General features: G+C 71.2%; 24 protein-coding genes. 9 read left to right on the forward strand and 15 right to left on the reverse strand.

The features are described 5' to 3' along the window. Positions 1-96 precede the first annotated feature (96 nt). The 9 genes from J2X64_RS05140 to J2X64_RS05180 all read left to right on the forward strand — a co-directional run bounded on the left by J2X64_RS05140 (position 97) and on the right by J2X64_RS05180 (position 7,407). Complete coding sequence (locus tag J2X64_RS05140; protein WP_310150576.1) at positions 97-1,071, forward strand: TerC/Alx family metal homeostasis membrane protein; 975 nt, start codon at positions 97-99, stop codon at positions 1,069-1,071. 78 nt (positions 1,072-1,149) lie between these two features. Next, the gene (locus tag J2X64_RS05145; RefSeq protein WP_310150578.1) at positions 1,150-1,536 is read left to right on the forward strand and encodes a metalloregulator ArsR/SmtB family transcription factor; all 387 of its coding nucleotides are present in this window, start codon (positions 1,150-1,152) and stop codon (positions 1,534-1,536) included. Continuing rightward, positions 1,533-2,441, forward strand: a complete 909-nt coding sequence (locus tag J2X64_RS05150; protein WP_310150580.1) for a cation diffusion facilitator family transporter — start codon at positions 1,533-1,535, stop codon at positions 2,439-2,441. Before J2X64_RS05145 ends, J2X64_RS05150 begins: the two co-directional genes overlap by 4 nt. Beyond that, entirely contained in the window at positions 2,438-3,232 is a 795-nt protein-coding gene (locus tag J2X64_RS05155) for a cation transporter (protein WP_310150582.1), read from the forward strand. Before J2X64_RS05150 ends, J2X64_RS05155 begins: the two co-directional genes overlap by 4 nt. Before the next feature lie 135 nt (positions 3,233-3,367). Then, entirely contained in the window at positions 3,368-4,855 is a 1,488-nt protein-coding gene (locus tag J2X64_RS05160) for an NCS1 family nucleobase:cation symporter-1 (RefSeq protein ID WP_310150584.1), read from the forward strand. A 14-nt stretch (positions 4,856-4,869) separates the two neighbouring features. Further along, a complete protein-coding gene (locus J2X64_RS05165) occupies positions 4,870-5,778 on the forward strand; it encodes a polysaccharide deacetylase (RefSeq protein ID WP_310150585.1) in 909 nt (302 codons plus the stop codon). An 81-nt stretch (positions 5,779-5,859) separates the two neighbouring features. Next, positions 5,860-6,552 carry a GntR family transcriptional regulator gene (locus tag J2X64_RS05170; protein WP_310150586.1) on the forward strand — a complete coding sequence of 231 codons (693 nt, stop codon included), beginning with the start codon at positions 5,860-5,862 and terminating at the stop codon, positions 6,550-6,552. A 173-nt stretch (positions 6,553-6,725) separates the two neighbouring features. Then, positions 6,726-7,049, forward strand: coding sequence for a hypothetical protein (locus J2X64_RS05175; RefSeq protein WP_310150588.1), 324 nt, complete (start codon positions 6,726-6,728; stop codon positions 7,047-7,049). Between the two features lie 172 nt (positions 7,050-7,221). Next, entirely contained in the window at positions 7,222-7,407 is a 186-nt protein-coding gene (locus J2X64_RS05180) for a hypothetical protein (protein WP_310150589.1), read from the forward strand. A 57-nt stretch (positions 7,408-7,464) separates the two neighbouring features. Here the strand turns inward: J2X64_RS05180 and eboE are convergent, their stop codons facing one another. The 15 genes from eboE to J2X64_RS05255 form a co-directional block, all read right to left on the reverse strand. Then, entirely contained in the window at positions 7,465-8,682 is a 1,218-nt protein-coding gene (gene eboE, locus J2X64_RS05185) for a metabolite traffic protein EboE (RefSeq protein ID WP_310150592.1), read from the reverse strand. Positions 8,683-8,747: 65 nt separating this feature from the next. After that, on the reverse strand, positions 8,748-9,977 hold the full coding sequence (locus J2X64_RS05190; protein ID WP_310150594.1) for a biotin/lipoyl-containing protein: 1,230 nt from the start codon (positions 9,975-9,977) through the stop codon (positions 8,748-8,750). Continuing rightward, positions 9,974-10,951 (reverse strand): alpha-ketoacid dehydrogenase subunit beta, encoded by a 978-nt coding sequence (locus tag J2X64_RS05195; RefSeq protein ID WP_310150597.1) that lies wholly within the window; start codon positions 10,949-10,951, stop codon positions 9,974-9,976. Before J2X64_RS05195 ends, J2X64_RS05190 begins: the two co-directional genes overlap by 4 nt. Next, positions 10,939-12,003, reverse strand: a complete 1,065-nt coding sequence (locus J2X64_RS05200) for a thiamine pyrophosphate-dependent dehydrogenase E1 component subunit alpha (protein WP_310150599.1) — start codon at positions 12,001-12,003, stop codon at positions 10,939-10,941. Before J2X64_RS05200 ends, J2X64_RS05195 begins: the two co-directional genes overlap by 13 nt. Before the next feature lie 10 nt (positions 12,004-12,013). After that, a complete protein-coding gene (locus tag J2X64_RS05205; RefSeq protein ID WP_310150601.1) occupies positions 12,014-13,369 on the reverse strand; it encodes a Xaa-Pro peptidase family protein in 1,356 nt (451 codons plus the stop codon). Positions 13,370-13,519: 150 nt separating this feature from the next. Then, the gene (locus J2X64_RS05210; protein WP_310150602.1) at positions 13,520-14,056 is read right to left on the reverse strand and encodes a VOC family protein; all 537 of its coding nucleotides are present in this window, start codon (positions 14,054-14,056) and stop codon (positions 13,520-13,522) included. Positions 14,057-14,069: 13 nt separating this feature from the next. Next, positions 14,070-15,143 carry a 2,3-butanediol dehydrogenase gene (locus J2X64_RS05215; RefSeq protein ID WP_310150605.1) on the reverse strand — a complete coding sequence of 358 codons (1,074 nt, stop codon included), beginning with the start codon at positions 15,141-15,143 and terminating at the stop codon, positions 14,070-14,072. A 14-nt stretch (positions 15,144-15,157) separates the two neighbouring features. Beyond that, positions 15,158-17,680 (reverse strand): ATP-binding cassette domain-containing protein, encoded by a 2,523-nt coding sequence (locus J2X64_RS05220; RefSeq protein WP_310150607.1) that lies wholly within the window; start codon positions 17,678-17,680, stop codon positions 15,158-15,160. A gap of 56 nt (positions 17,681-17,736) precedes the next feature. Next, positions 17,737-18,855: a substrate-binding domain-containing protein gene (locus J2X64_RS05225; protein WP_310150609.1), complete on the reverse strand. Its 1,119-nt coding sequence runs from the start codon at positions 18,853-18,855 to the stop codon at positions 17,737-17,739. Positions 18,856-18,959: 104 nt separating this feature from the next. Beyond that, positions 18,960-19,979: an ABC transporter permease gene (locus tag J2X64_RS05230; protein WP_310150611.1), complete on the reverse strand. Its 1,020-nt coding sequence runs from the start codon at positions 19,977-19,979 to the stop codon at positions 18,960-18,962. 128 nt (positions 19,980-20,107) lie between these two features. Continuing rightward, complete coding sequence (locus J2X64_RS05235; RefSeq protein ID WP_310150615.1) at positions 20,108-20,995, reverse strand: NAD(P)-dependent oxidoreductase; 888 nt, start codon at positions 20,993-20,995, stop codon at positions 20,108-20,110. Beyond that, positions 20,988-22,040, reverse strand: coding sequence for an alcohol dehydrogenase catalytic domain-containing protein (locus tag J2X64_RS05240; RefSeq protein ID WP_310150617.1), 1,053 nt, complete (start codon positions 22,038-22,040; stop codon positions 20,988-20,990). The genes J2X64_RS05235 and J2X64_RS05240 overlap by 8 nt, the downstream gene beginning before the upstream one ends. Before the next feature lie 25 nt (positions 22,041-22,065). Further along, a complete protein-coding gene (locus tag J2X64_RS05245; RefSeq protein WP_310150621.1) occupies positions 22,066-23,046 on the reverse strand; it encodes a zinc-binding dehydrogenase in 981 nt (326 codons plus the stop codon). Between the two features lie 264 nt (positions 23,047-23,310). After that, the gene (locus J2X64_RS05250; protein WP_310150624.1) at positions 23,311-24,030 is read right to left on the reverse strand and encodes an XRE family transcriptional regulator; all 720 of its coding nucleotides are present in this window, start codon (positions 24,028-24,030) and stop codon (positions 23,311-23,313) included. Positions 24,031-24,091: 61 nt separating this feature from the next. Beyond that, positions 24,092-24,877: an SDR family oxidoreductase gene (locus J2X64_RS05255; RefSeq protein WP_310150627.1), complete on the reverse strand. Its 786-nt coding sequence runs from the start codon at positions 24,875-24,877 to the stop codon at positions 24,092-24,094. Positions 24,878-24,997: the final 120 nt, after the last annotated feature.

Raw genomic sequence — 24,997 nt, forward strand, 5'->3', positions numbered from 1 at the left:
CGTCAACACGGACAGCCCTGCTGGCCCGGTGTCCGGGGCCGCGAACCGCGGCGGAGGAGACCTCCGGAGATCCGTTGTGCCTCCGGAGGTTTCGTCATGGTCAGCACTGTGCCCGCGTATGCCTGGGCGTTCACCCTCGCGCTCCTCGCCCTGGTCGTCGTGGTCGACCTGCGCGTGATCGCCCGACGCGGCGGCGAGGTAGGCATGGCCCAGGCGGTCCGCTGGGTCACCTTCTACGTCGCCCTGGCCGTGGCCTTCGGGGCGGTCGTGGCCCTGACGGTCGGCGGGCGCACGGGCGCCGAGTTCTTCTCCGGCTACATCACGGAGTACAGCCTCTCCGTGGACAACCTCTTCGTCTTCGTCATCATCATGACGAGGTTCGCGGTGCCCAGGGCCGCCCAGGACAAGGTGCTCTACCTCGGCATCGTCCTGTCGATGCTCATGCGCGCCGTGTTCATCTTCGCGGGAGCCGCCCTCATCGCGGCGGCGTCGTGGACGTTCTACCTCTTCGGGCTGCTGCTCATCTACACGGCCGTCACCCTGCTGCGCGAGGACGACGAGCCGGACTTCCAGGAGTACCGCGTCCTGCGCGCCCTGCGCCGGGTGCTGCCCATGACGCCGCACTACCACGGCGACCGGCTAGCGGTGCACCACGAGGGACGGCGCCACTGGACCCCGCTGGTCATCGCGATCAGCGCCATCGGGCTCGCGAACGTCGTCTTCGCCCTCGACTCGATCCCCGCGATCTTCGGACTCACCCAGGACGCGTTCGTGATCGTGGCGGCGAACGCCTTCGCCCTCATGGGGCTGCGCCAGCTGTACTTCCTCGTCGGCGGACTGCTCGAGCGGCTGATCTACCTGAACATCGGCCTCTCGGCGATCCTCGCGTTCATCGGTGCCAAGCTCATCATCGAGGCGCTGCACGGCTCGCACATCGACCACCTCGGCTCGATCCCCTTGCCCCAGATCGGCATCCTCACCTCGCTCGGCTTCATCGTCGTGGTGCTGGTGACGGCCGCCCTGGCCAGCCTCGCCAAGAACTGGCTGGACCAGCGCAGCACCTCCGCCTGACCGGGCGCGCGTGTCCAGTCCGTGTCCACGACTGGACACGGACTGGACACGTCCTCGTCTCGCCCCCATCATCTGAGCATGCGTTCAGATGAGAAGGTGGTCGCGCTCGAGGCCTGCGCCGACCGGTGCGTCCACCCGGACAAGGTCGAGATGGTGCGTCGCGCGGCGCTGTCGTCCGAGGCGCTGACCCGGTCCGCGTCGTTGTTCAAGCTCCTGGGCGACCCCACGCGAGCGCGGCTGCTCTACGCCCTGCTGGAGGCCGGCGAGCTCTGCGTGAGCGACCTCGCTGCCGCCACCGACCAGCAGGAGACCACCGTGTCGCAGTCGCTGCGGATGCTGCGGGCGTCCGGCGTCGTGTCGGGGCGGCGCCAGGGACGACTGGTGTACTACCGGCTCGCCGACGCGCACGTGCGGATGCTCCTGGACCTCACCCGCGAGCACGTCGACCACGAGCGTGCGCGATGAGCGGGCACTCGCACGGGCACAGCCACGGGCACCCCGGCACCACCCACCGGTGGCGGCTGCAGCTCGCGTTCGTCCTGGTCGCCGCCTTCTTCGTCGTCGAGCTCGTCACGGCCCTGGCATCCGGCTCGCTGGCCCTGCTCTCCGACGCCGGACACATGGCCGCGGACGTCGTGGCGCTCGGCGCAGCGCTGGTGGCCACCCGGATCGCCACCAGACCGGACAGCACGGGCCGGCGCACCTTCGGCTCCTACCGGGCCGAGGTCTTCGCCTCCGGTCTCGCGGTCCTGCTCATGATCGGGGTGTCGGTGTACATCGCCGTCGAGGCGATCGGACGCATCGGGTCGACGCCGGAGATCGCGTCCGGCGCCATGCTGGTCGTGGGCGCCATCGGGCTCGTGGTGAACGTGGCGGCGCTGCTGCTGCTGCGCGGGGGCGCGAGCGAGTCGCTCAACGTCAAGGGCGCCTACCTCGAGGTCGTCGCGGACACGGTCGGCTCGATCGGCGTCATCGTCGCCGGAACGCTCGTCCGCACCACCGGGAACCCGTGGTGGGACACCGGGATCGCCCTGGCCATCGCGGTCTTCGTCGCCGTGCGCGCCGTGATGCTCGGCCGGGAGGTGCTGCTCGTCCTGGGCCAGCACGCTCCCTCGGACACCCCGCCGGAGACCGTCGCCGAGGCCCTGGCCGGCGTGCCGGGCGTGACCGACGTCCACGACCTGCACTTGTGGACCCTGACCTCCGGCATGAACGTCGCGACCGCCCACCTCATGACTGACGCCACCGCCGACCCGCACACCGTCCTCGACCAGGCCAGCCACGTCATGCGGACCCGGTTCGGCGTCGAGCACGCCACCCTCCAGGTCGAGCCCGACACGCACACCGGGTGCAGGGAGGTCGCGTGGTGAGCACCACCTGGACGACCCTCTCACCCGGCCGCCGGGCCACGCTGTCCCGGCGGGCGCAGGTGCTGGCCGCAGCATCGGTCGGCTACAACGTCGTCGAGGCCGTCGTCGCCGTCAGCGCCGGGACCGTGGCCGGGTCGGCCGCGCTCGTCGGGTTCGGGCTCGACTCCGTCGTCGAGGTGTCGTCGGGCCTGGTCATCCTCTGGCAGTTCCGCCACCGGATGCCCGAGTCCCGGGAGCAGACCGCGCGCCGCCTCATCGCGGTCTCCTTCTTTGCCCTGGCCGCGTACCTGCTCCTCGACGCCGGGCACGCCCTGCTCACCGGCGCCGAGCCCGACCACAGCACGGTCGGCATCGCCCTCGCGATCGCGTCGCTGGCGATCATGCCGGTCCTGTCGTGGTGGCAGCGTCGCACCGGACGCGAGCTCGGGTCCGCGGCCGTCGAGGGCGACGGCACCCAGACGCTGTTGTGCACGTACCTGTCCGCGGTCCTGCTCGCCGGCCTGGTCCTCAACGCCACTCTCGGCTGGTCGTGGGCGGACCCGGTCGCGGCACTCGTCATCGCGGCCGTCGCCGCCCGTGAGGGACGGCAGAACTGGCAGGGGGACGACTGCTGCGCCCCGGTCCTCGGCGTAGCAGGGGGCGAGGAGTATGCCGTGGAGGGCGTCCCAGCCACCGGCTCGGCGCCAGGCGGGGCCTGTTCCGACGGCTGCTGCACTCCCAACCCGCAGGGACGTCGTAGCGAGGAACGCGCAGTGCCGGCGCCCCTCACCCGTCACGCGCCCAGGGACTGACGGGCTGATCGGCCTCGGGGTCTTGACAAGGGGCAGCACCCTCCGCACTCTTGGTATACCGCATACCAGTGTCTCGCCCACCCCGCCGGGACCGGATCAGTCAGCACCCCGCAGTGATCCACCTCTGGAGTTCCCATGCCGAACGTCCCTCACCCCCACCTGGCGGCGCTCGACCCCGAAGGTCGCCTCTACAACGAGGACCTGGCGCCGTCGACTGAACGGCACTGGCATTCGTACAACTACTTCGCCGTGTGGATGTCCGCCATCCACAACATCGGCACCTACACCTTCGTGGCCGGGATGTTCGCCCTCGGCCTGACCGCGTGGCAGGTGCTCCTCTCCCTCGCCATCGGCATCACGGTCCTGTACTTCGGACTCCTGCTGGCCGGCCGTATGGGTGTCGAGACGGGCGTCCCGTTCCCCGTGATGGCACGGCTCAGCTTCGGCATCTGGGGGGCGAACCTGCCGGCCCTGGTCCGGGCTGTCATCGCCATCGCCTGGTACGGCATCCAGACCTACCTGGCGTCGCTGGCGGTCGTCGTGCTGCTGCTGCGGATCGACCCCGGGCTGAGCTCGTGGCAGAACCGCTCGTTCCTCGGTCTCTCCCTGCTCGGCTGGGCGTGCTTCCTGCTGCTGTGGCTGCTCCAGATGTTCGTCGTGACTCGGGGGATGGAGGCGGTGCGCAGGTTCCAGGACTGGGCCGGTCCCCTCATCTGGGTGGTCATGCTGGGCATGGCGGTCTGGCTCTTCTCGCAGGCGAACTGGCACCTGCCGATGAACCGGTCCGTGCAGCCGGTCAAAGGCGGGGCGCCCCTGGCAGTGATCGGTGGGGCGTTCCTCCTGGTCGCGACCTACGCGACGATGATGCTCAACTACTGCGACTTCACTCGGTTCGGCAAGGACAAGAAGGCCGTTCGCTTCGGGACCTTCTGGGGGATCCCGGTCAACTTCGTCGCCTTCGCCGCAGTCAGCGTGGCCACGACGGTGGGTGCCCTGACGGTGTTCGGCGAGACCATCACGGACCCCGCGCTCATCATCGCCAAGGTGCCGAACACCGGTGTCCTCGTCGTCGGCGCCATCATGTTCATCATCGCGACCGTGGGCGTCAACGTCGTCCTGAACTTCGTCTCCCCGGCCTACGACCTGGCCAACATCTGGCCCAAGAAGATCACCTTCAAGCGGGGCGGCCTCATCAGCGCCGTGCTGGCCCTCGTCGTCATGCCGTGGAAGCTCTACTCCAGCCCGGTGGTCGTCAACTACTTCCTCGGTGGGCTCGGAGCTCTCCTGGGGCCGCTCTTCGGCATCCTGGCCGTCGACTACTTCCTCGTCCGTCGCGGTCACGTCGTCCTCGACGACCTGTACCGGGTCGACGAGGGCGGTGCGTACCACTACTCCCGGGGCGTCAACCGGACCGCCATCGCGGTCTTCGTGCCGACCGCCGTGGTCTCGGCGATCATCGCCCTCGTGCCGGCCTTCTCCTCGGCCGCACCCTTCTCCTGGCCCATCGGCGTCGTGCTCTCCGGGGTCGCCTACCGCTGGGCCATGCGCCGCGCGGCCGCCTCGAGCAGGCAGACCTCGGTGGCGAGGGTCGTGGCCCCGCAGACCGTCGACGCGCTCGACTGAACGAAGGACAACTCATGAGCAAGGACATCAAGATCTGTCTCGGCGTGGACGTCGACGCCGTCGCCGGCTGGCTGGGCTCCTACGGGGGGCAGGACTCGCCGAACGACATCCAGCGCGGGGTCTTCGCGGGCGAGGTCGGCTCCCCCAGGCTGCTGAAGCTCTTCGACCGGTACGACCTGCAGACCACGTGGTTCATCCCCGGCCACTCCATCGAGTCCTTCCCGGCGCAGATGCAGGCAGTGGCCGATGCGGGGCACGAGATCGGGGCCCACGGCTACTGCCACGAGAACCCGGTGGCCATGACCCTCGAGCAGGAGCGGGAGGTCCTGCTCCACAGCATCGAGCTCGTGCACAAGCTGTCAGGCCAGGCGCCCCGCGGGTACGTCGCGCCGTGGTGGGAGATGAGCGAGCACACGGCGGCACTGCTCCTCGAGAACGGCTTCACGTACGACCACTCGCAGAACTACAACGACTTCGTCCCCTTCTACGCACGGGTCGGCGACGACTGGACCAAGATCGACTTCTCCGCGAAGGCAGACGCCTGGATGAAGCCGATGGGGCACGGCAGGGAGGTGGACCTCGTCGAGTTCTGCGGCAACTGGTACGTCGACGACCTGCCTCCGATGATGTTCAACAAGCACGCCAGCAACAGCCATGGGTACGTGAGCCCGCACGACATCGAGCGCCTGTGGAACGACCAGTTCGACTGGGTGTACCGAGAGCTGGACTACGCGGTGTTCCCGGTCACGCTGCACCCGGACGTCTCGGGCCGACCGCAGGTCCTGCTCATGCTCGAGCGGTTGATCGAGTACTGGCGCTCACACGAAGGGGTCACCTTCACCACCTTCGACACCGCAGCCGCCGACTTCCGGCAGCGATTCCCCTTCGCGCAGCCGGAACGACCAGACTGCGTCGGACGCTGACCCGACGCACCGCCGGCCGCCCGCCAAGCCGTCACCTCGGTGAGGCGGGTGGCCGGACCCCACCACCGGAGGTAGAGCCGAATGCCCAGTCCAGCCGAGCGAGCGCCGCTGGGGATGCTCCACATCCCCCTGCGTGACCAGGTGCGTGACGAGCTGCGGCGCCGGATCGCTGACGGCCGGCTGCAACCCGGCAGCAAGATGGTCGAGCGCGAGCTCGCCGAGGAGTTCGGGGTCTCCCGCGTACCCGTCCGTGAGGCGCTCCGGACGCTCGAGACCGAGGGCTTCGTCCAGGTCGTCCCGCGCAAGGGTGTGGTGGTCCGGCACCTGTCCCGCCGCGACGTGGAGGAGCTCTTCGACGTTCGCGAGGCGTTGGAGTTCCTGGCCACGCGGCTGGCGACCGAGAAGGCGACCAACGAGGAGCTCGCGGCCCTGCGTCACGTCCTCGCCGAGGGTGAGGAGGCCCTTGCCCGGGGTGACGCCGCCGGGGCGCAGGAGTCCAACGAGGCCTTCCACGACGCGATCGTCCGGTTTGCCCACAACGACCTGCTCGCCGGCCTGCTCGAGCCACTCCAGGGGCGGCTGCACTGGCTGTTCCGCCAGAACGAGGACGCCGCCGAGCTGTTGCACGAGCACGAGGGCCTGTTCACGGCGATGACGTCGCGCGACCCCGAGCACGCGGCCACGCTCGCCCTGCAGCATGTTCGCGTCAACCGGCAGATCGCCCTGCGGATCCTGTTCGGCACCGACGACGAGGCTGCCGAGCAAGGGGCCTGAGGGCCGGGACACCCTCGGCCGAGAGGACACCGCTGAGCGATCGCGTCACGAACTGAGCGATCGCGTCACAAACGTCATGGCGGCGGCTCGGGCCGAGACGGCATGCTGGTGACACCTGGCAATCCCTCCAGGACGCAAGGCGGGCGCTCGCGACCGCCGGTTAGGGACGGGTCATGTCTTCCTCCGACGAGCTCCACATCACCATCGGGTACTCCCCGGCCTCGGACGGCTGGGGCTTCGTCGGCAGCGTGAAGATCGCCGACCACGAGTGCTACCGCTCGCTGCGTGTCTTCACCACGCCGGGCGAGGCGCTGCAGGAGACGCAGCTCATCATGGGCGACGTGCTGGGCAGCCTCCTGGCGGGCCAGGAGTGGCGGACCCTCAACGACAAGGTCGGCCGCGCTCCTACCCGGGCCGACCTGCGCCTCGGCCTGGTCAGCTCGGACACCGCTCAGGGCGCTGTGGCACGACCGGAGGGCGACACGCCCGGCGCGTGACCGCGCCCGGCGCCACCGGCGCTGCCAACCGGCATCCCATCCGTGTCCGGTACGACCGCACACCGGTGAGCCGTCGGGACGTTGGACCCGGTACGGCGCCGCGCGCAGGCGGCATCGTGACCGGTGCCGTCACACACACGATGTCGCGGTGGTTGTCGGGCGAGGAGGAACGATGGCCAGGTCACGCAAGCCGTTCCTGTGCCGCACCGGCTTGTGGCACCGGTGGGAGCAGGCCACGACCACCGACGGCGCCACCTACACCCGCTGCTCCAGGTGCCTGAAGGAGAAGTGGACGGGGCTCGGTGACGGCAGGTCGACCACGGCGACCGTCGTCACCAACTACGGCAGCACGCACTAGCTCCCAAGGGCAGGGCCCGTGTCCACGACGGGTGAGGCGTCGACGTCGGCGCCGTTGTCAGGAGCGTTCGCGGCAGGCAGCCAGGGTGCCGGAGAGCCACTCGAGCTCACGCGACACGTACTCCACGATGTCGCCGGTCTTGAGGTGCGCCGGCAGCACGTCCCACGTGTAGGTCTCGATCTCGAGGTGGTCGGACAGGTCGAGCTCCGCCTGCACCGCGAGCGCCTGCTCGATGCCGCTCCGCGTGGTGCTGAAGGCCCCGAGGTCGTCGAGGAAGACGGGTACGTGGAAGTGCGTGCGCCACTCCCGCTTCGGCTCGGGGTCGCGCCGCCACTCCTCGATCGCGTCCGACAGGTTGAGCAGCCGGGTGAGCTCGCCGTCGCGGCGCTCGGTGGTCTGGCTCAGGTAGATGGTGTCGGTGAACGGCTCCAGGGCGGCCACGGTCTGCGCCGTGACGTCGGGCATCCGCAGTGCGGCAGCCGCCTGCAGCTTGAAGACGGGCACCCCCGCATCGACGAGGGCGCGCAGCGAGCCGGTGATGTCCTCGAACTCTACCGACTGGTGGCAGATGTCGAAGACCACACCGAGGTGGCGCCTCAGGGCGCCGATCGCCTCGCTGACCGGCAGCCCGCTCAGCCGGCTGAACGTGGCGAGGCCCGCCGCCGACCAGACCCGCTCCTGGAAGTAGGTGATGGTCTCGGCCGTGGTCTCCAGGTAGCAGTACGGCTCCGGCTCGAGCGCGAGCTTCACGCGCCGGCCGGTTCGTGCCTCGAGGTTGACGAGGTGCGCGACGACCCGCAGGAGGTTCTCGGTGAGGTGCAGGACGTCGTCCTCCGTGCGTACCTTCGGCCGGAAGGCCAGCGGTGCCGTCTGGATCGACGGCGACACGTCGTCCGGGGCGACTTCGGCCAGGATGTCCGCGACCTGGCAGGTGTAGGTGACTCGCTCCTCGGTGCTCCAGTCCGGCTCGTACACGTCCTCCATCACGGTGCGCCCCTTGAACGGTCCGTAGGGGAACGCGTTGACCGTGTAGACGTACATGTCGTGCTCGTCGAGCCAGCGCCGCAGCCGGGCGCGCTCCTCGGCGTCGTCGGTCAGCGTCTGCGCCGATGCACCCGAGATGCGCAGCGACACGGCATACGGGTCGTCGGGTGACACCCGCGCCTTCACCTGCGGCGCGAAGGTCTCCAGGCTCTCTCGCATCTCCTCCCACGTGTCGCCTGCGTGCACCAGCGTCGAGTAGGCGAGGTGTTCGGTCCGGCCGTTCCGGGTCATGGGTGGCGTCTCCAGGGTGTCGTGTGTTCGGGGTGTCGTGGTGGTCGTCGACGACGTGGTGCAGGTCAGGCGCAGGCGAGCCGCGCGACGAGGTCGCGCAGGAACGTCCGCACGAGGGGTGCGTCCGCCTGGGCCTGGTCGAAGCAGACCGAGACGTATGCCGTGTGCCGGATCCCGATGCCGGCGGCACCGTCCTGGTCGACGACGACCACGTGGGGGGACGGACGGCTGAACCCGATGCTCACCACCTGCCCCGGCCAAGGGTCCTCGACGTCGACGACGACGTGGTCCTCGCCGGCGAACTCCAGCGTCGCGTGGGCGGTACCAGAGGTGCCCGCGGAGGGGGACGACGCCGTGGGGGCCTCACGCAGGCGGCGCAGTATGCCGTCCGCGTTCAGCTCCTCCGCGTGGTCCACCAGGGCGACCCGTGCACCGTCGGCAGCGGTGCGCCGGACCGTCACCGCGACGTGGTCGGAGCCCGCTCCCGAGCCCAGCAGCGCCGGGCACGCCCGCAGGGCCGCGACGGCCTGCGTCGTGGCGACGGCGACGAAGCGGTCGTCCGCTGTGGCCCCGCTGCCCACCCCCGCAGCGGTCCGGAGCAGGGACGTGAGGTCGACGGTCGCGGTGACGGTGCGCACGGAGCGCACCGCGCCGGCCACGGCGGCGTCTCCCTGGCCCACGCCGGCGGCCGCGGGCTGGGGAGCCCCGCCCGCGGGCCCGGTGGCAGCCGCGGGCGGAGCCGGTCTGGGTGAGGAGGTGCTCGGCTGGGCCGCCTGGATGGCCGGCTGGGCTGCCTCGCCGCCCTCCGCCGCACGAGCGACGTCCTCGGGGGTGACCCGGCCACGCGGTCCCGTACCGTCGAGCGTGTCCGGGTCGAGGCCCGCCTCTCGCGCCAGCCGTCGCACCCGCGGGGAGTGCCGGTGCCGTGGGCCGGACCCCGCCTCTGGGGCCGACGCCTGGGCAGGAGGAGCCGGTGCTGCGGCGGCCCCGACGCCGGTGACGGGTTCGCTTGCGGGCGCGGGCTGCTCGGCGGCACCGCGGTCGCGTCCGAGGTGGGCGAGCACGGTGCCGACCGCGACGGTCGTGTCCTCACCGACGACGATCTCGACCAGCACCCCCGCGCCGGGCGAGGGCACCTCGGTGTCGACCTTGTCGGTCGCGATCTCGAGCAGCGGTTCCTGGTCGTCGACCGTGTCGCCGACCTGCTTGAGCCACCTCAGCACGGTGCCCTCCGCCACGGTCTCCCCGAGCTGGGGCATCGTCACGGCAACGGTGTCGTCGGGTGCCGGGCTCACTGCTGCAGCGCCTTCTCCACGGTCCGGGCGATGCTCTCCTCGGACGGCATCACCAGGTCCTCGAGCGAGTCCGCCGAGGGGAGCGGGATGTGGGGCGTCGTGATGCGCTGGACCGGGCCGTCGAGGTCCCAGAAGCACTCGTCGGCGGCGAGCGAGGCGATCTCGGCGCCCCAGCCCAGGACCTGCGGGTTCTCCTCCACGGTGAACAGCCGTCCGGTGCGGGAGACCGACCCCAGGATCGTCTGGGTGTCGAGCGGCACGAGTGACCTGACGTCGATCACCTCGGCGTCGATTCCCTGTGCCGCAAGGCTTTCCGCCGCGGCCAGTGCCCTCGGGACCATCATGCCGAGGGCGACGATGGTGGCGTCCTTCCCGGGACGGCGGACCTTCGCCGTGCCGAGGGAGTCGACGATGTCGCCGTCCGGCACCTCCCCCTTGGACGCGTAGAGACCCTTGTGCTCGCAGAAGATGACCGGGTCGTCGTCACGGATCGCCGCGGCCATGAGCCCGACGACGTCCTCCGGGGTGGAGGGGGTGACGACCTTGAGGCCGGGCACCGCCATCGCCCAGTTCTCGATCGACTGCGAGTGCTGGGCGCCGAAGCGCAGGCCCCCGCCGTTGCCGGTCTTGATGACCAGGGGCAGCGTGACCTGCCCAGCCGTCATGTAGCGGGTCTTGGCGATCTGGTTGACCACGATGTCCCAGCACACGGCGAAGAAGTCCGAGAACATGATCTCCGCGACCGGGCGCATCCCCGTCATCGCGGCGCCCATGGTCGCGCCGAGGATGGCCTGCTCCGAGATGGGGGTGTCGACGACCCGCGCGGGCCCGAACTCGTCGAGCAGGCCCACCGTCGTCTTGAAGACGCCCCCGGCCCCGGCCACGTCCTCGCCGACGAGCACGACGCGCTCGTCGCGCCGCATCTCCTGGGCGATTCCGCGGGCCACCGCGTCCCGGTACGTCAGTTCCGCCATGACCATCCTCCATCTGCCCACACGTCGGTGAACGCGCTCTCCGGCGGCGGGAGCTCGCCCGCCTTCGCTTCCTCGGTGGCCTTGTCGACGGCGGCCAGGGCCTCGGCGTCGATGGCGTCGAGCTCGCCCTCGTCCACGCCGAGACGCGTCAGCCGCGCCCGGTACACGTCCAGCGGGTCGTACGCCTTCCACGCGTCGACCTCCTCGCTGGGCCGGTACTTGCCCGGGTCGGCCCGGGAGTGGCCGCCGTGGCGGTACGTCAGCGCCTCGATGAGCGACGGCCCCTCGCCCGACCTCGCGCGCTCCAGCGCGGCGCGTGCCGTCAGGTAGACCTCGTCGACGTCGTTGCCGTCGATCACCACCGGCTCGAGGCCGTATGCCGCGGCCCGGTCCGCCGCGGGGTTGCGCACCGCGGTGATGTCGTAGATCGACGTGTACTCCATGTACATGTTGTTCTCGCATACGAAGACGACGGGCAGCTTGTACACGGCCGCGTAGTTGAGGGCCTCGTGGAAGGCGCCGATGTTGGTCGTGCCGTCACCGAAGAAGCACACGGCGACCTGGCCCGAGCCACGCAGCTGGGCCGACCACGCGGCGCCGTTGGCGATCGTCAGGTGGGCGCCGATGATGGCGTAGGAGCCCATCATCCCGTGCTCGACGCTCGTGAGGTGCATGGAGCCGCCCTTGCCCCCGAGCAGTCCGTTGGCGCGACCGAGCAGCTCGGCCAGGACCGGCGTCATGGGCACCCCGCGGGCGAGGGTGTGCGCGTGCCCGCGGTACGTCGCGAACGTGTAGTCGTCCTGGCGCATCGCCCGCCCGAACCCGGCGGCGATCGCCTCCATGCCGAGCGAGAGGTGGCTCGTGCCCTTGACGAGCTGCTTCATGAACAGGTCGTAGGCGCGCTTCTCGAACAGCCGCATCTCGCGCATGCTCCGGTACATGTCCCGGCGGGTCGCGAGCTCGATGTCGGCACCGTCGTGGCGCGTGGGGTCGTCCGGCGGCCGCACGACCGGGTGCTGTCCGTAGGGGTGGTCCTGCAGCGGTGCTCTCATGGTGCTTCCTTCACTCGGCGATGGCGGGCTGGCGCTCGGCCGCAGCCGTGTTGAGGTGGGACTGGCTGTCGCGCAGCGTCGGGAGGTGGCCGCCGGTCGTGTAGTAGCGCTTGCCCGCGACGAGCAGCTCCTCGGCCGGGAACTTCGTGATGACCTCGCAGCCGTCCTTGGTGACGACCATCTCCTCCTCGATCCGCGCGGCACCGAGGCCGTCCGCCGCCGGCCAGTACGTCTCCAGGGCGAAGACCATCCCCTCCTCCAGCGTCTCCGGGTGCTCGAGGGAGGTCATGCGGCTGAAGATCGGCCGCTCCCAGATCGACAGCCCGACGCCGTGCCCGTACTGCAGGGCGAAGGCGGCCTCCTCGTCCGCGAACCCGAACTCCTGCGCCGTCGGCCAGACCGACACGATGTCGGCGGTCGTCGCACCGGGCTTCACCAGCTCGATCGCGCGGTCCATGAGCTCGCGGCAGATCGTGTACGCGTCGCGCTGGGCCCGCGAGGCGCTCCCCACCGCGAAGGTGCGGTAGTAGCACGTCCGGTAGCCGACGAAGCTGTGCAGGATGTCGAAGAAGGCCGGGTCGCCGGGCCGGATGAGCCGGTCGCTGAAGACGTGCGGGTGGGGCGAGCACCGCTCTCCCGAGATCGCGTTGACGCCCTCGACGTGCTCGGAGCCCAGGTCGTACAGGACCTTGTTCACGAGGCCGACGCACTCGTTCTCACGGACACCGGGCCGCAGGAACTCGTACAGCTCCTCGTACGCGGCGTCCACCATCGACGCGGCCTGCGTCAGCAGGCCGATCTCGTCGGGGGTCTTGATCTTGCGGGCCTCGAGGTAGACCTGCTGCCCGTCGACCACCTCGTGTCCGGCGGCCTTCAGCGCGGCGGCGACGGGCGGCTCGACGATGTCGACCCCCACCGGCTGCCCCTCCAGCCCGAAGTCGCGCATCACCTCGGCCACCTTGCGCGCCACGTCCTCCGCGCGGCCGGCACCCGGGGAGATGGCGCCGCGCAGGGTGGAGATGCCCGCCCGGTTGCCGTAGTGCTCGCCGCGCCCGGCGGCGCGGTGCGACTCGTCCAGCCACTGCGCGTAGAGCCTGTGGTGGGCCGCGGCCGAGCCGAAGTCCCACAGCACCGGGTCGCCGCCGCGGGGCAGGAGGGCGAAGCGGATCATCTTGTCCATGGCCCACGTGCCGATGTGGGTCCCGGTCATGTACCGGATGTTGTGGAAGTCGAACGTCAGCAGCGCCCCGAGGTCCGACGCCTCGAGCTCGGCCTTGAGCCGGTCCAGCCGCTCGGCGCGGAGGCGGCCCATGTCCAGGCGGCTCTCCCAGTCGACGGCGTTGGTGCCATAGGTCGGTGAAACCATTGCGATCTCCTCGTCTCGGTGCGACCGCGTCGCAGGTGGGGGTGCAGCCCGGCCCACACCGCGCACCGGTTCGGCGCGCAGCGGGGGTGCTGGAGTGCGTGTTCGGGGTTCGTGCTCGGGGTGCGTGCTGGGGGTGGGTGGGCAGGCTGGTCAGTGCGGGTGGGCGAGGTGGACGCCGGCGCGGGCGCGCAGGTACTCCTGCGTCTCCCGCTCGCGCAGCTCCCCCTGCTCGTCGTAGGCGATCTCGACCAGCTCGAGGGTCAACCCGTCCGGGTCGCTGAGGTAGACCCAGCGCCACCCGGCGAGCGGGCCGTCGTCGACGACGGTGATGTCGGAGTAGAAGCGCACGCCCTGCGCCTCGAGCTCGGCCTTGCTCGCCCGGATGTCGTCGACCCGGAAGCAGACGTGCGCCGCACCCAGGCTGTTGTTCGGCGGCGGCTGCGGACCCGTGGCGGGGTGCTCGTGGTACTGCAGCAGCTCGACCACGGTCTCCCCCGCCCGGAGCGTCGCGAGCCGCAGCCGGGCACCCGGCACCCCGACACCACGCGCGAGCTCGTCGCCCTCGAACCAGGGGGTGGGTCCACTGGCCAGCGGCAGTCCGAGGAGGTCGTGGTAGAACGCGATCGACCGGTCGAGGTCCTCGACGACGAGCCCCACGTGGTGGATGGCGGTGACGGCGGTGGTCATGTCCGGCGCTCCGTCAGGCCCGGCCGGCCGTCGGGGAGACCAACACCTTGAGCTGGTCGCCCGTGGGGTTGACGAGCACGTCGAAGCCCTTGGTCACGACGTCCTCGAGGCCGATCTGCGTCGTGACCGCCTTGGCCACGGGGTACTTGCCCGAGGCGATCATCCGGATGATGCGCGGCCAGTCGGTGATGAGGTAGCACCAGCTGCCGACGTAGCTGATGTCGCGCTCGGACAGCCGCATCGCGTCGAGGGTGGCCGGCTTGGTGTGCAGGCCGGTCTGGACGATCTTGCCCCGCGTCCGGACGCTGTCCATGGCGGTCGTGAGCCCGGGGGTCGAGCCCGAGCACTCCGCGACGACGTCCGCGCCCCGGCCCTGGGTGAGGTCGGCGAGGGCGTCGGCGAAGCCGGCGTCGGTGGGGTCGAGCACCGGCCCCACGTCGACAGCGCGGGCGAGCGCCGCCCGGTTGGGGTTCGGCTCGGCGATCACGACCGTGGTGGCACCCAGCGCGTCGGCATACAGCGCCGAGAGGACCCCGATCGGCCCGGCACCCGTGACGAGCACGACGTCACCGCCGTGGATGCCCACGCGGTCGATGCCGTATGCCGCGACGCTCGCCGGCTCGACCACCGCGCCCTCCACGTCGCTCACGCTGTCGGGGAGCACGGCGACCTGGTACTCCTTCAGCACGGCATACTGCGCCAGCCCGCCGGTCTCGGCGGAGAGGCCGGTGCACGCGAAGCGGACGCACAGGTGGCCCAGGCCCTCGCGGCAGAAGCGGCACCGGCCGCAGACGATGGCCGGCATGATCGCGACGCGGTCGCCGACCGAGACGTCCTCGACGTCCGGCCCGACCTCCACGACCCGCGCGGAGAACTCGTGGCCGAGGGTCTGCGGGAGCGTGGCGCCCGTCAGCGGGTGGGGGTCCACCGGGGTGACGATCGGGCCGACCATGTACTCGTGCAGGTCCGTGCCGCAGATGCCGCACCACAGGACCTCGACGAGGACCTCGTCGCGCTCCTTGATCTTCGGGGTCTCGACGTCCTCGACCCTGATGTCGGACTTGCCGTGGAAGCGTGCTGCACGCATGGGGGTCTCCTGGTTCAGAGGGTGGCGCGGGCGCCGCGGGCCCGGCCGTAGATCACGGCGGCGGCCACGATGAGCGCGCCCTGGAAGAGGTACTGCCAGGTCTGGCTGAGGTTGAGGAACACCGTGGCGTTGAGCAGCTCGACGATGAGGCCGGCCCCGAGGAGCGTGCCGATGAAGGTGCCGCGGCCGCCGAGCAGGCTCGTGCCGCCCAGCACCACGGCCGTGATGCTGCTCAGGGTGTAGCCGATGCCCTGGTTGGGGTCGCCGATGCCGAGCTGGGCGAGGAGCACCATCGACCCGAGGAAGACGAACAGCGACGAGCTGACGTACCCGAGGACGACGGTCCGGTTGACCTTCACCCCGACCCGGCGTGCGGACTCCTCGTCCGAGCCGACCGCACGGAGCCTGCGCCCCCAGCCGCGGTAGCGCAGCAGGTACTCCATCACGACGCTGGCGACCACGAGCAGGATGAAGACGTTCGGGACCGGGCCGACCCCCAGCTGGAGGAAGCCGGTGACGCTCTCGGCGATGTTGCCGCCGGGCGCGCTGCGCAGCAGCAGGCTGAGCCCCTGCAGGCCGATGTATGCCGCGAGCGTCGCCGCCACGGGGGTGAACTTGGCGAACCTGATGAGCGAGCCGTTGACCGCACCGGTCCCGGCCGCGGCGAGCGCCATGAGCAGCACGCCGAGCAGCATCACCGGGAGGGGCTTGCCGTCGACGAGGAAGAACGACCCGATGATCACGAGGAAGCCGGCCAGTGGACCGACGGACAGGTCGATCCCGCCGGTCATCAGCGCGATCGTCTGGCCGAGGGCGATGAAGCCGAGCGCGGCGCAGGACATCGTCACCGAGGTGATGTTGAAGGCCGAGAGGTAGCGCGGGTTCTGGGCGTAGATGTACGCGCCGAGGGCGACCATGACCAGGGCCAGCACCACGACCGGGGCGTAGTCGCCCTGGAGGAACCGGCTGAAACGGGTGGAGGCCGCGAGCGAGCGCTGTCGCTCCTGCTTGGCCTTGACGTGCCCGGTGGCCCGGACCGCGGCGTCGATGAGCCGGTTCTCGCTCACCTCCTCCCCCTCGAACGAGGCCACCGCGGAGCCGCGGGACATCACGACCACGCGGTCGCACAGGCCCTCGAGCTCCTTGGCGTCCGAGGAGGCCACGACGACGGGGACCCCGCTCTGGGAGACCTCGCGCAGGATGCGGTAGATCTCCGCACGGGCACCCACATCGACGCCCTGGGTGGGCTCGTCCGCGACGAGCAGCTTCGGCTTGGACAGCAGCGCCCGGGCCAGGACCACCTTCTGCTGGTTGCCGCCGGACAGGGCCGAGACCTCGGTCTCCTGGGAGGCCGTCTTCACGGCGAGCCCGCGCAGCTCCGCCTCGACGCTCTCGACCTCGGCGCGCCGGTCCAGCAGGCGGCCCTTGCGGAACCGGGTCAGGGCGGAGACCGCGGCGTTCTCGCGGACCGAGAGGGTCATCATCAGGCCCTCGACGTGCCGGTCCGCGGGCAGGTAGGCGGTGGCGTCGACCAGCTGCTTGTCGCTGTAGCCGGTGGACCCGATCCGCACCGTGCCGGAGAACGGCTCCAGGCCGGTGAGCGCCCGCAGCAGGTTGCTCTGGCCGTTGCCCACGATGCCCGAGATGCCGACGATCTCGCCGCGTCGCGCGGTGAACGAGACGTCGTCGAAGCCGGGGCCGGAGAGGTTCTCGACGGTGAGGAAGTCGGTCCCGTCACCCTCGCCCTGAAGCTTCGGGGGGAAGGTGTACTCCAGCTGCCGGCCGACGATCAGTGCGAGCAGCTCGTCGTCCGTCACGGATGCCACGTCGGCGGTGCCGCGCACCTTGCCGTCACGGAGCACGGTGACGCGCTGGGCGAGCTCACGCACCTCCGCCAGGCGGTGCGTGATGTAGACGACTGCCGTCCCACGCTCGGCCGCCCGTCGCACCCAGGCGAAGAGCCGGTCGACCGACTCGGGGCCGAGGGGTGCCGTGGGCTCGTCGAGGATGAGGATCGACGGCTTGATCAGGATCGCCTTGGCCAGCTCGAGCAGGTGCCGCTGCGCGACGCTGAGGTTGCCGACCCTGTCCTCGAGGTGCGCGGTGGACCCCACGTCCTCGAGCACCTGGCGCATCGTCGCCTCCGCCCCCTCCGTGCCGGCCAGCTGGCTGGCCGGCACGGCGACGCGGATGTTCTCCGCCACCGTCATGTCGGGCATCACGGCCGGGTGCTGGTGGACGATGGCGATCCCCAGCGAGGTCGCCAGCGGCGGCGTGAGCACCGGGACCGCCTCGCCCCGGACCTCGATCGATCCCGCGTCGGGGACGACCGAGCCGGTGGCGACGCCCATGAGCGTCGACTTGCCGGCGCCGTTCTCCCCGAGGAGCGCGTGCACCTCCCCGGCCCGCACCTCGAGGGACACGTCGGTGAGTGCCGCGACGCCGTCGTAGTGCTTGCTGATGCCGCTCAGCACCAGGGCGACTGCGTCATCCTGCGCCGCCGGGCGCGGGTCCGGGATCTCTCGCTGGTCCGTCATGGGTCCGTCCTGGACGTCTGGGGGTCGGGCGGGCACGGGGAACGCCTCGATCGGGCTCACTTGAGGAGCTTCGCCTGGTCCTGGCCGGCCATCTCGGCCGAGAGGTACACGTCACCGGGCAGGCTCTTCTCGCAGGTGACGGGGTGCGGCTGGCTGCTCACCGAGTCCTCGAAGATCGGGGCCTTGAAGGTCTGGTCCGAGGGGGTCTTGCCGCCGGTGGCCAGGGCGACGGCCCACTGCACCGCGAGGCGCGCGTTGTCGTTGCCCGTCGCGACCGTCATCAGCTTGAAGTTCGGGTTCTTCGCCTTGTGCTGGTCGTAGAAGCAGGACAGGACGTTCCCGTCGGAGGTGGCGATCATCGGGATGGAGCGCCCCGACTTCTCGAACTCCGGCAGCGCGCCGACCAGCGAGGGGCCGAAGTCCGAGACGATGGCGTCGATCTTGGGGTTCTTCGCGATCGCCGCGCTGAGGACCTGCTGGGTCTTCGAGGGGTCCCAGTTGGTGACCTCGAAGGGCTGCTGGCCGATGAACTTGTACTTGCCGGCGTCGAGCACCGACTTCATCCCCTTGAGCTCGTCGAGGCCCTGGCTGTTGCCGGGAGGCCCGGACAGGAAGAGCACGTTGCCGCCGTTGGGGAGGTTCTTCTGGAGCCACTCGGCCCAGTGCATGCCGTCGGTGACGAAGTCGGCTCCGACCCAGACGCTGTAGTCCTTCTTCGCCTCACCGCCCGGGTTGACCCGGTACGGCACGGTGACCACGCCGGCCTTGTAGGCGCTGCGCAGGGCGGGCAGGACGGCGTTCCCGGCGTCGGGGAAGACGACCAGGGCGTTGACGCCCTTGGCCACCATGCCCTGGATGTCGGAGATGGCCTTCTGGGTGTCGCCCTGGCCGTCGGCGTACGAGAAGTTGGTGACGCTGGGGCACTTGGCGATCTCGTCCTTGGCCGCTGCCGTCGTCACGAGGCGCCAGCTGTTGCCACCGAAGCCGTCGGTGAGGCCCAGCGTGACCTTTTTCGTCCCGCACCACGAGGGTGCGCCGGCGACCGTGGCGCCGCCGCTGGACTGTGCGTCCGCGGTGTTTGCGCCACCGGTCTGGCTGCAGGCGGTGAGGGTGGCAGCGATGAGGCCGCAGGATGCGAGCATCCGCATGCGGTTCGTGGTCGTCCTCGAGTTCATGGTGTGACCTTCCTTGGGCCGCAGAGCAGGGGTGGTTGGGATGACCGTGCGGTCGGGTGGGTGGGGTCGGCGGTGCCGTGGGGGTGGGACCGCGCGGGTGTCGGTCAGCCGGGTGAGACGGCCGTGCGTGGTGGACGCCCGAACCTGGCGCGCAGGCGGCGCCAGTCGATGGTGTAGAGAGCCACACCGACTGCGAACGCGATCGACTGGACGAGGGTCTCGACGGCGTAGTTCACCCCGATCGCGAGGACGAACTGGTCGAGCTGGGTGAGGAACAGCGCGGCCAGTGCGGTGGCCACGATGTTCCCGCGACCGCCCAGGAGCGAGGTGCCACCCAGGACCACCGCGGCGACGGTGGGGAGCAGGTAGCGGTCGCCCTGGTAGGCCGTGGGCTTGTTGAGGATGCCGGCGAGAAGCAGGCCTCCGAGCCAGTAGTGCACCTGGGCGGCGACGTAGCCGCCGGCCCGGTGCCGCTGCACCCGCAGCCCGGTGGCCCAGGCCGCGCGGCCGCTGGCACCGACCGCCTCGAACCGGCGACCGGCCACCGTCCGCTTCACGAGCACGGTGGTGACCACGGTCGTCAGGACCGCGACGAGCAGTGCGTTCGGCACGCCGAGCACGGTTCCGCCCGCGAGGCTGGCCAGCAGGTCGGTCGTCTGGCGGGGCGTGCCGCCGGACACTCCCAGCACGCCGGCATACAGCAGCGCGTTGACGCCCAGTGTCGCGACGATCGCGTTGAGGCCGAGGCGACCGATGAGCAAGCCGTTGACCGCCCCGGCGACCAGGACGAGTGCGAGCGCCGTCAGGGCCGCGGGGAGCACCTTCGCGTTGTCCCCGTATGCCTGGTGGGTCACCACCACGACGACGAGCGACACCGAGCCCGGCACCGACAGGTCGAAGCCGCCCTGCATGACCACGAGGGTCTGCCCGATCGCCAGGATCGCCAGGACCGAGGCGAACGGCAGCATGCTCTGCAGCGCGCCCGTGCTGACGCTGCTGGGGGCGAGCACGACCGACACCGCGAACAGCAGGACGAGGGCGCCCAGCACCGTCGCGAGCCCGCGGGAGAGGGAGAGCCGCTGGTGGCCTCGCCCTGTCGTGCGCTGGTCCTCGGTGGTGGCCATGAGTACCTCCTCGTCGTTGAGGTGCCGAGCCGCGGTGGGAGCCGGGGCTCCTGCGGCGTTGCGTGTGACTTTACAAGTCCTGCAACGTGTTCACAAGAGGTTCACACCAATGAGATCAAGGGGTGGACTCAGCGCGAGGTGGCGCCCGGCGCCCGGCCGTCGTACCGGCTCAGGTCGGCCATGTCGCGCGCTCCGAGCCCGGCCCCGACCGCGGCCCGCACCGCTTGCAGCACCGCCTCGGTGACGGGGGCCGGCCGCCCCAGCGCACGCGCCTGCTCGGTCACGAGCCCCAGGTCCTTCTCGACGAGGGCCAGGCTCATGGCGACGGGGGTCCCGGGGTCGAGGAACGCCGCGCGCTTGTACTGCACGTAGGGCGCCCCGACCACGCTCTCCTGGAAGACGGTGTACGCGTCGTCCCTCGCGATGTCCGCGGCCTCGGCGAGCTGGAGGGCCTCCGCCATCGCGGCGTTGAGGTCGTGCAGGACGAGGTTGACCGCCAGCTTCATCACCTGTCCGGCTCCGGCGTCGCCGACACGGACGACCTTGCGCGCCAACGCCTCCAGCACGGGTCGGGCACGTTCGACGTCCCCAGCCGCACCGCTCGCCATGACGAGCAGGGTGCCGGCCTGGACTGCGGGGATGCTCCCGGAGACCGGGGCGTCGAGGAAGCCGATGTGCCGTTCGGACAGTCCCGTCGCGAGGACGCGGGCGGCGTCCGGACCGCTCGTGGCGTGGTCGACGACGACGCACGCGGGGTCGAGGGCGTCCAGGACCGCCGGGTTGAGCAGCACCTCCCGGGTCGCCCTGCCGTCCGCCAGGATGGACAGGACCACCTCGCAGCCGCGCACGGCGTCCTCGGCCCGGTCCTCGACGGCCACGAGCGGGTTCGACTCGGCCACCGTGTCGGCCCTGGCGCGGGTGCGGTTCCAGAGGACGACCGAGTGTCCCTGGTCGACCAGCCGGACGGCCATGGCCGCACCCATGCGGCCGGCCCCGAGGACGGCGACCCTAGCCACGGCTGGGCGCCACGAGGATCTTGCCCCCGGCCGTGCCGGCAGCCAGCGGGCGGAGCCCCTGCTCGACCACGGCGTCCAGCGGCACCTCGGTGACCCCGAGGAGGCGGCCGAGGGGCCGATCGCGGAGCAGGTCGAGGGCTCGTGGGAGGTCGGTGGCGCAGACGTGCGCCACCGTCGTCGCGATGTCCACCTCGCGCAGCACGACGCCGGCGAGGGCGAGCTCCTGGGGCTCCTTGGAGAGGCCCACGAGCAGCACGCGTCCGCCGCGCGCCACGAGGTCGAGCACCCTCGCGGCGGAGCCGGGAGCCCCCGCGCTCTCGATGACGAGGTCGACCGGGCGGCCGACCTGGCTCCCCAGCTCGGCACCCGACGTACCTGGCTCGATCTGGATGGTGCGGGTGGCGCCCAGCTCCTCGGCCGCCGCGAGGCGGGCGGGGTCGATGTCGGCGACGACGACCTCGCCGTCGTGCCCGCTGAGGCCGGCGAGGATGAACGAGCCGATGGCGCCCGCCCCCATCACGACGACGGTCTCCCCGGGCGCGGCCCCCGACCGCGTGACCGCGTGCAGGCCGACGGCGAGCGGTTGCGCGAGCGCGGCCTCGACGTCGGGCAGGTCCGACGGGATCTCGGTGAGCGTCGAGGCCGGGGCGCAGACGCGCTCCGCGAGGCCGCCGTGCGTCGACAGCCCGAGCGTGTAGTACGACTGGCACAGGTTGGTGCGTCCGCGCAGGCACCAGGCGCAGGTGCCGCAGGAGACTCCCGCGCCGCTGGCGACGCGCTTGCCGACCCACTCCTGCGCCCCGGCACCGGCCGACACCACGCGGCCCACGAACTCGTGGCCGAGGATGGTCGGACCCAGGTGGCCGCTGCCGGGATGACGGGTCGTCAGCGGGACCATCATCGGCCCCTTGGAGTACTCGGTCGCATCCGTGCCGCACAACCCGTTGTACGACACCTCCACCAGAACCTCGCCCTCGGCGGGGACGGGGTCGGGAACGTCCTCGACCCTCAGGTCGCCGGCCGAGTACAGGACTCCTGCGCGCATCGTCGTCTCCTCGTCGTGGTCCGGCTCAGAGGGCCGCGTCAGAGGTCAGGTGCACCTTGACCTGGGTCTTGTCCTCGAGCACGGTGCGTATGCCGCGGTCGGCCTCCGTCAGCGGCACCTGCGCCGTGACGAGGGGGCTCAGGTCGACGCCCGCGCGGGCCAGGAACCGCAGCGTCTGCGGCCAGACGCCCGGGGAGCCGATGATGCCCCGCGCCTGCAGCTCCTTGGACTGGAAGAGTCCGAGCTGCGCGGGGACGGACCGCCCGACGTCGATCCCGACGTAGACGAGGCGGGCGCGGAAGGCGGCCACCTGGAGCGCGGAGGCCATGGCCTGCGGCTGCCCGCTCGCCTCGATGACGACGGACGGGCCCTGGCCGGCCGTCTGCTCCTTGACCTCCTCGGCGAACCCCTCGGCCGTCGGGTCCAGCACCACCTCGGCGCCTAGCGTGCGGGCCAGCTGCCCGCGCGCCTCGGTCGGCTCGGCGACCAGGACCCTGGCGTTCCGGCCGACGCAGGCCGCGACGACTCCGAGGCCGATCGGCCCCGCCCCGTACACGAGCACCGTGTCGCTGGCGTCGAGGTTGTCGGCCCGGACGGATGCGTAGTACCCACAGCTGAAGGGCTCGACGAGCGCACCCTGCGTCCAGCTCAGCTCGTCGGGGAGGTGGTGCAGCCAGGCGGCCTTGGCGACGAAGAACTCCGCCGCGGCGCCGCTGATGCTGAAGCCGAAGTGGTCGTTGCCGATGACGCACTCCCCCACCACCCGGTCACCCGGGCGGAAGCCGTCCACCTGCGAGCCCACCTGCACGACCTCGGCCGCCCACTCGTGCCCCGGGATGACCGGGTACTCGAAGGGGATGATGTAGCGCCCCTCGAGCAGCTCGATGTCGGAGTGGCAGACGCCCACGGACCGGCTGGCGAGCAGGACCTCGTCCTCGGCGATCCGGGGGATGTCGAGCTCGTTGACCGCGTAGGCGGAGGGACCGGTGAACTGCAGGGCTTTCATGGACACCTCTTCGGGGCTGACGTCGCTGTCAGGACCGGCGCCAGGACCGGCCTATGTTCACGGTCACTTAACTACGGGGATGCCGGATCGTCAAGCCACGGTGTCCACCGGTAGGACGGTGAGCCCCGGACGGTGAGGGCCGGCCAGTGGGGCGGCGCCGGTGGGGCAGCGCCGGTGGGGCAGCGCCGGTGGGGCGGCGGCGTGCCGAGCCGTCCGGCCGCTGCGGCCTCCCGACGGTTCCCGCGCCCGGCGGCGCGGGTCGGGTCAGCGGGGGTGCGCGACGAACCAGATGCCGCGGGCGGGGACGTCGCCGGGGTTGGTCAGCAGGTGCGGCAACGAGGAGTCCATGCCCATCGCCTCGCCGGCGCGGATGGTGAAGACGTCGAACCCGGCGGTGATCTCGAGCTCGCCCTCGAGCAGGTAGCCGAACTCGTACCCCGCGTGCTGGAGCATGGTGCCGTCCGAGGTGGAGCTGCTGTGCGGCGGGTACACGATCTCCATGAAGTCGAAGTCGGGCCCGGTGTTCGCGGCCAGCCTCTCCCAGACCACGCCGGTGTTCATCTCCAAGCGCGCTCGCTCCCCCGGGCGCGTCACCGAGACCCTGCCGTTCCCCTGGCGAGGGAAGGCGGTGACCGGTGACCCGAAGTCGGAGCGGGCGGCCGGGCGGTCCGACGGGTCCGCCCCGTGGTGCGTCCCGTGCTCCACGGTCTCGGCGGCATGGTCGTCCGCCGGCGCGGACGCGGCACCCGGATCAGGGGCCTCTGCCGCGAAGAGCTCGTCCACCGAGACACCCAGCAGCTGGGCCAGCGAGTAGAGCGTGGCCACCGACGGCTGCGACTTGCCGTTCTCCATCTGCGACACGAACGACGGGGACACCCCGAGCTCGCGGGCGGCGGCACGCAGGGACAGTCCGGCCCTCGTCCGCGCCTCGCGCAACCGCGGCCCCAGCTGGCTCATCGGCATCGACACCGCCCCTTCGCTCACGCCGTCACCGTACCCGCACGGTCGCACCGTCCGGCGCCGACGCCACTCCCCACGGTGCGCATCAGACCAGCACCATCCCACCGTCGGCCATGAGGACCTGGCCCGTGAGGTAGTCGGAGTCGGACGAGGCCAGGAAGAGCGCCGCGCCCAGCAGGTCGTCGGGCTGCGCGGGTCGGCCGCGCAGGATGTCGGCGGAGTAGGCCGCCATCGCGTCGCCCGGTCGCTCGGCGTCGCCGATCGCCACGAGGTCCTCGTCCAGGCGCTCCCAGAGGGGCGTGACGACGACGCCGGGTGCGAAGGCGTTGCAGGTGATGTTGTGCTCGGCCAGGCCCCGGGCGGCCGCCTGCGTGAGCGCGTTGACGGCGAACTTGCTCGCGGAGTACGGCGCGAAGCTGGGATATCCCTGGCGGCCGGCGATGGACGAGGTGTTCACGATCTTTCCTGCTCCCCCGGGGATCATCCGCCGGGCCGCCTCCTGGATGCAGATCAGCGTGCCGAGGGCGTTGACGTCCATGATCGTCCGCCAGTTCTCCTCGGTGACGTCGAGGAGGCGCATCGGCACGTTGAGGCCGGCGAGGTTGAACATCACGTCGAGGCCGCCCCAGCGCGACACGACCTCGTCCAGCGCCGCGGCGACCTCACCGCGGACGGTGACGTCGACCCCGACGCCGACAGCGGTCCCGCCGGCGTCCGTGATCGCGTCCGCCACGGCCTTGGCACCCTGGACGTCGCGGTCGAGCACCCCCACCCGTGCACCCTCGCGGGCGAAGCCGAGCGCGAAGGCCTTCCCCATGCCGCTGGCGCTGCCCGTGATCGCGACGCGGACTCCCTCGAGGCGACCTGTCATGGCGCGCTCCTTCCGTGGTGCAGTGGTCGACGTGCGGATGTTAACTGACACTTGACGCTAGCGTCCAGTGCCCGGCACCATGACGACGAGCCCGCGCCCGTCGGCCGTCCCGGGCCGCGC

The organism is Phycicoccus sp. 3266 (assembly GCF_031456495.1).
In the GTDB taxonomy this organism is placed as follows: domain Bacteria; phylum Actinomycetota; class Actinomycetes; order Actinomycetales; family Dermatophilaceae; genus Pedococcus.

Coding starts and splice junctions, on each gene's coding strand:
- J2X64_RS05240 (WP_310150617.1), bottom strand. CDS start 22,040: ATGCGCGCAGGAGTCCTGTACTCGGCCGGCGACCTGAGGGTCGAGGAC.
- J2X64_RS05145 (WP_310150578.1), top strand. CDS start 1,150: ATGCGTTCAGATGAGAAGGTGGTCGCGCTCGAGGCCTGCGCCGACCGG.
- J2X64_RS05255 (WP_310150627.1), bottom strand. CDS start 24,877: ATGACAGGTCGCCTCGAGGGAGTCCGCGTCGCGATCACGGGCAGCGCC.
- J2X64_RS05245 (WP_310150621.1), bottom strand. CDS start 23,046: ATGAAAGCCCTGCAGTTCACCGGTCCCTCCGCCTACGCGGTCAACGAG.
- J2X64_RS05175 (WP_310150588.1), top strand. CDS start 6,726: ATGTCTTCCTCCGACGAGCTCCACATCACCATCGGGTACTCCCCGGCC.
- J2X64_RS05220 (WP_310150607.1), bottom strand. CDS start 17,680: ATGACGGACCAGCGAGAGATCCCGGACCCGCGCCCGGCGGCGCAGGAT.
- J2X64_RS05225 (WP_310150609.1), bottom strand. CDS start 18,855: ATGAACTCGAGGACGACCACGAACCGCATGCGGATGCTCGCATCCTGC.
- J2X64_RS05140 (WP_310150576.1), top strand. CDS start 97: ATGGTCAGCACTGTGCCCGCGTATGCCTGGGCGTTCACCCTCGCGCTC.
- J2X64_RS05195 (WP_310150597.1), bottom strand. CDS start 10,951: ATGGCGGAACTGACGTACCGGGACGCGGTGGCCCGCGGAATCGCCCAG.
- J2X64_RS05230 (WP_310150611.1), bottom strand. CDS start 19,979: ATGGCCACCACCGAGGACCAGCGCACGACAGGGCGAGGCCACCAGCGG.
- eboE (WP_310150592.1), bottom strand. CDS start 8,682: ATGACCCGGAACGGCCGGACCGAACACCTCGCCTACTCGACGCTGGTG.
- J2X64_RS05215 (WP_310150605.1), bottom strand. CDS start 15,143: ATGCGTGCAGCACGCTTCCACGGCAAGTCCGACATCAGGGTCGAGGAC.
- J2X64_RS05150 (WP_310150580.1), top strand. CDS start 1,533: ATGAGCGGGCACTCGCACGGGCACAGCCACGGGCACCCCGGCACCACC.
- J2X64_RS05170 (WP_310150586.1), top strand. CDS start 5,860: ATGCCCAGTCCAGCCGAGCGAGCGCCGCTGGGGATGCTCCACATCCCC.
- J2X64_RS05165 (WP_310150585.1), top strand. CDS start 4,870: ATGAGCAAGGACATCAAGATCTGTCTCGGCGTGGACGTCGACGCCGTC.
- J2X64_RS05210 (WP_310150602.1), bottom strand. CDS start 14,056: ATGACCACCGCCGTCACCGCCATCCACCACGTGGGGCTCGTCGTCGAG.
- J2X64_RS05180 (WP_310150589.1), top strand. CDS start 7,222: ATGGCCAGGTCACGCAAGCCGTTCCTGTGCCGCACCGGCTTGTGGCAC.
- J2X64_RS05200 (WP_310150599.1), bottom strand. CDS start 12,003: ATGAGAGCACCGCTGCAGGACCACCCCTACGGACAGCACCCGGTCGTG.
- J2X64_RS05205 (WP_310150601.1), bottom strand. CDS start 13,369: ATGGTTTCACCGACCTATGGCACCAACGCCGTCGACTGGGAGAGCCGC.
- J2X64_RS05160 (WP_310150584.1), top strand. CDS start 3,368: ATGCCGAACGTCCCTCACCCCCACCTGGCGGCGCTCGACCCCGAAGGT.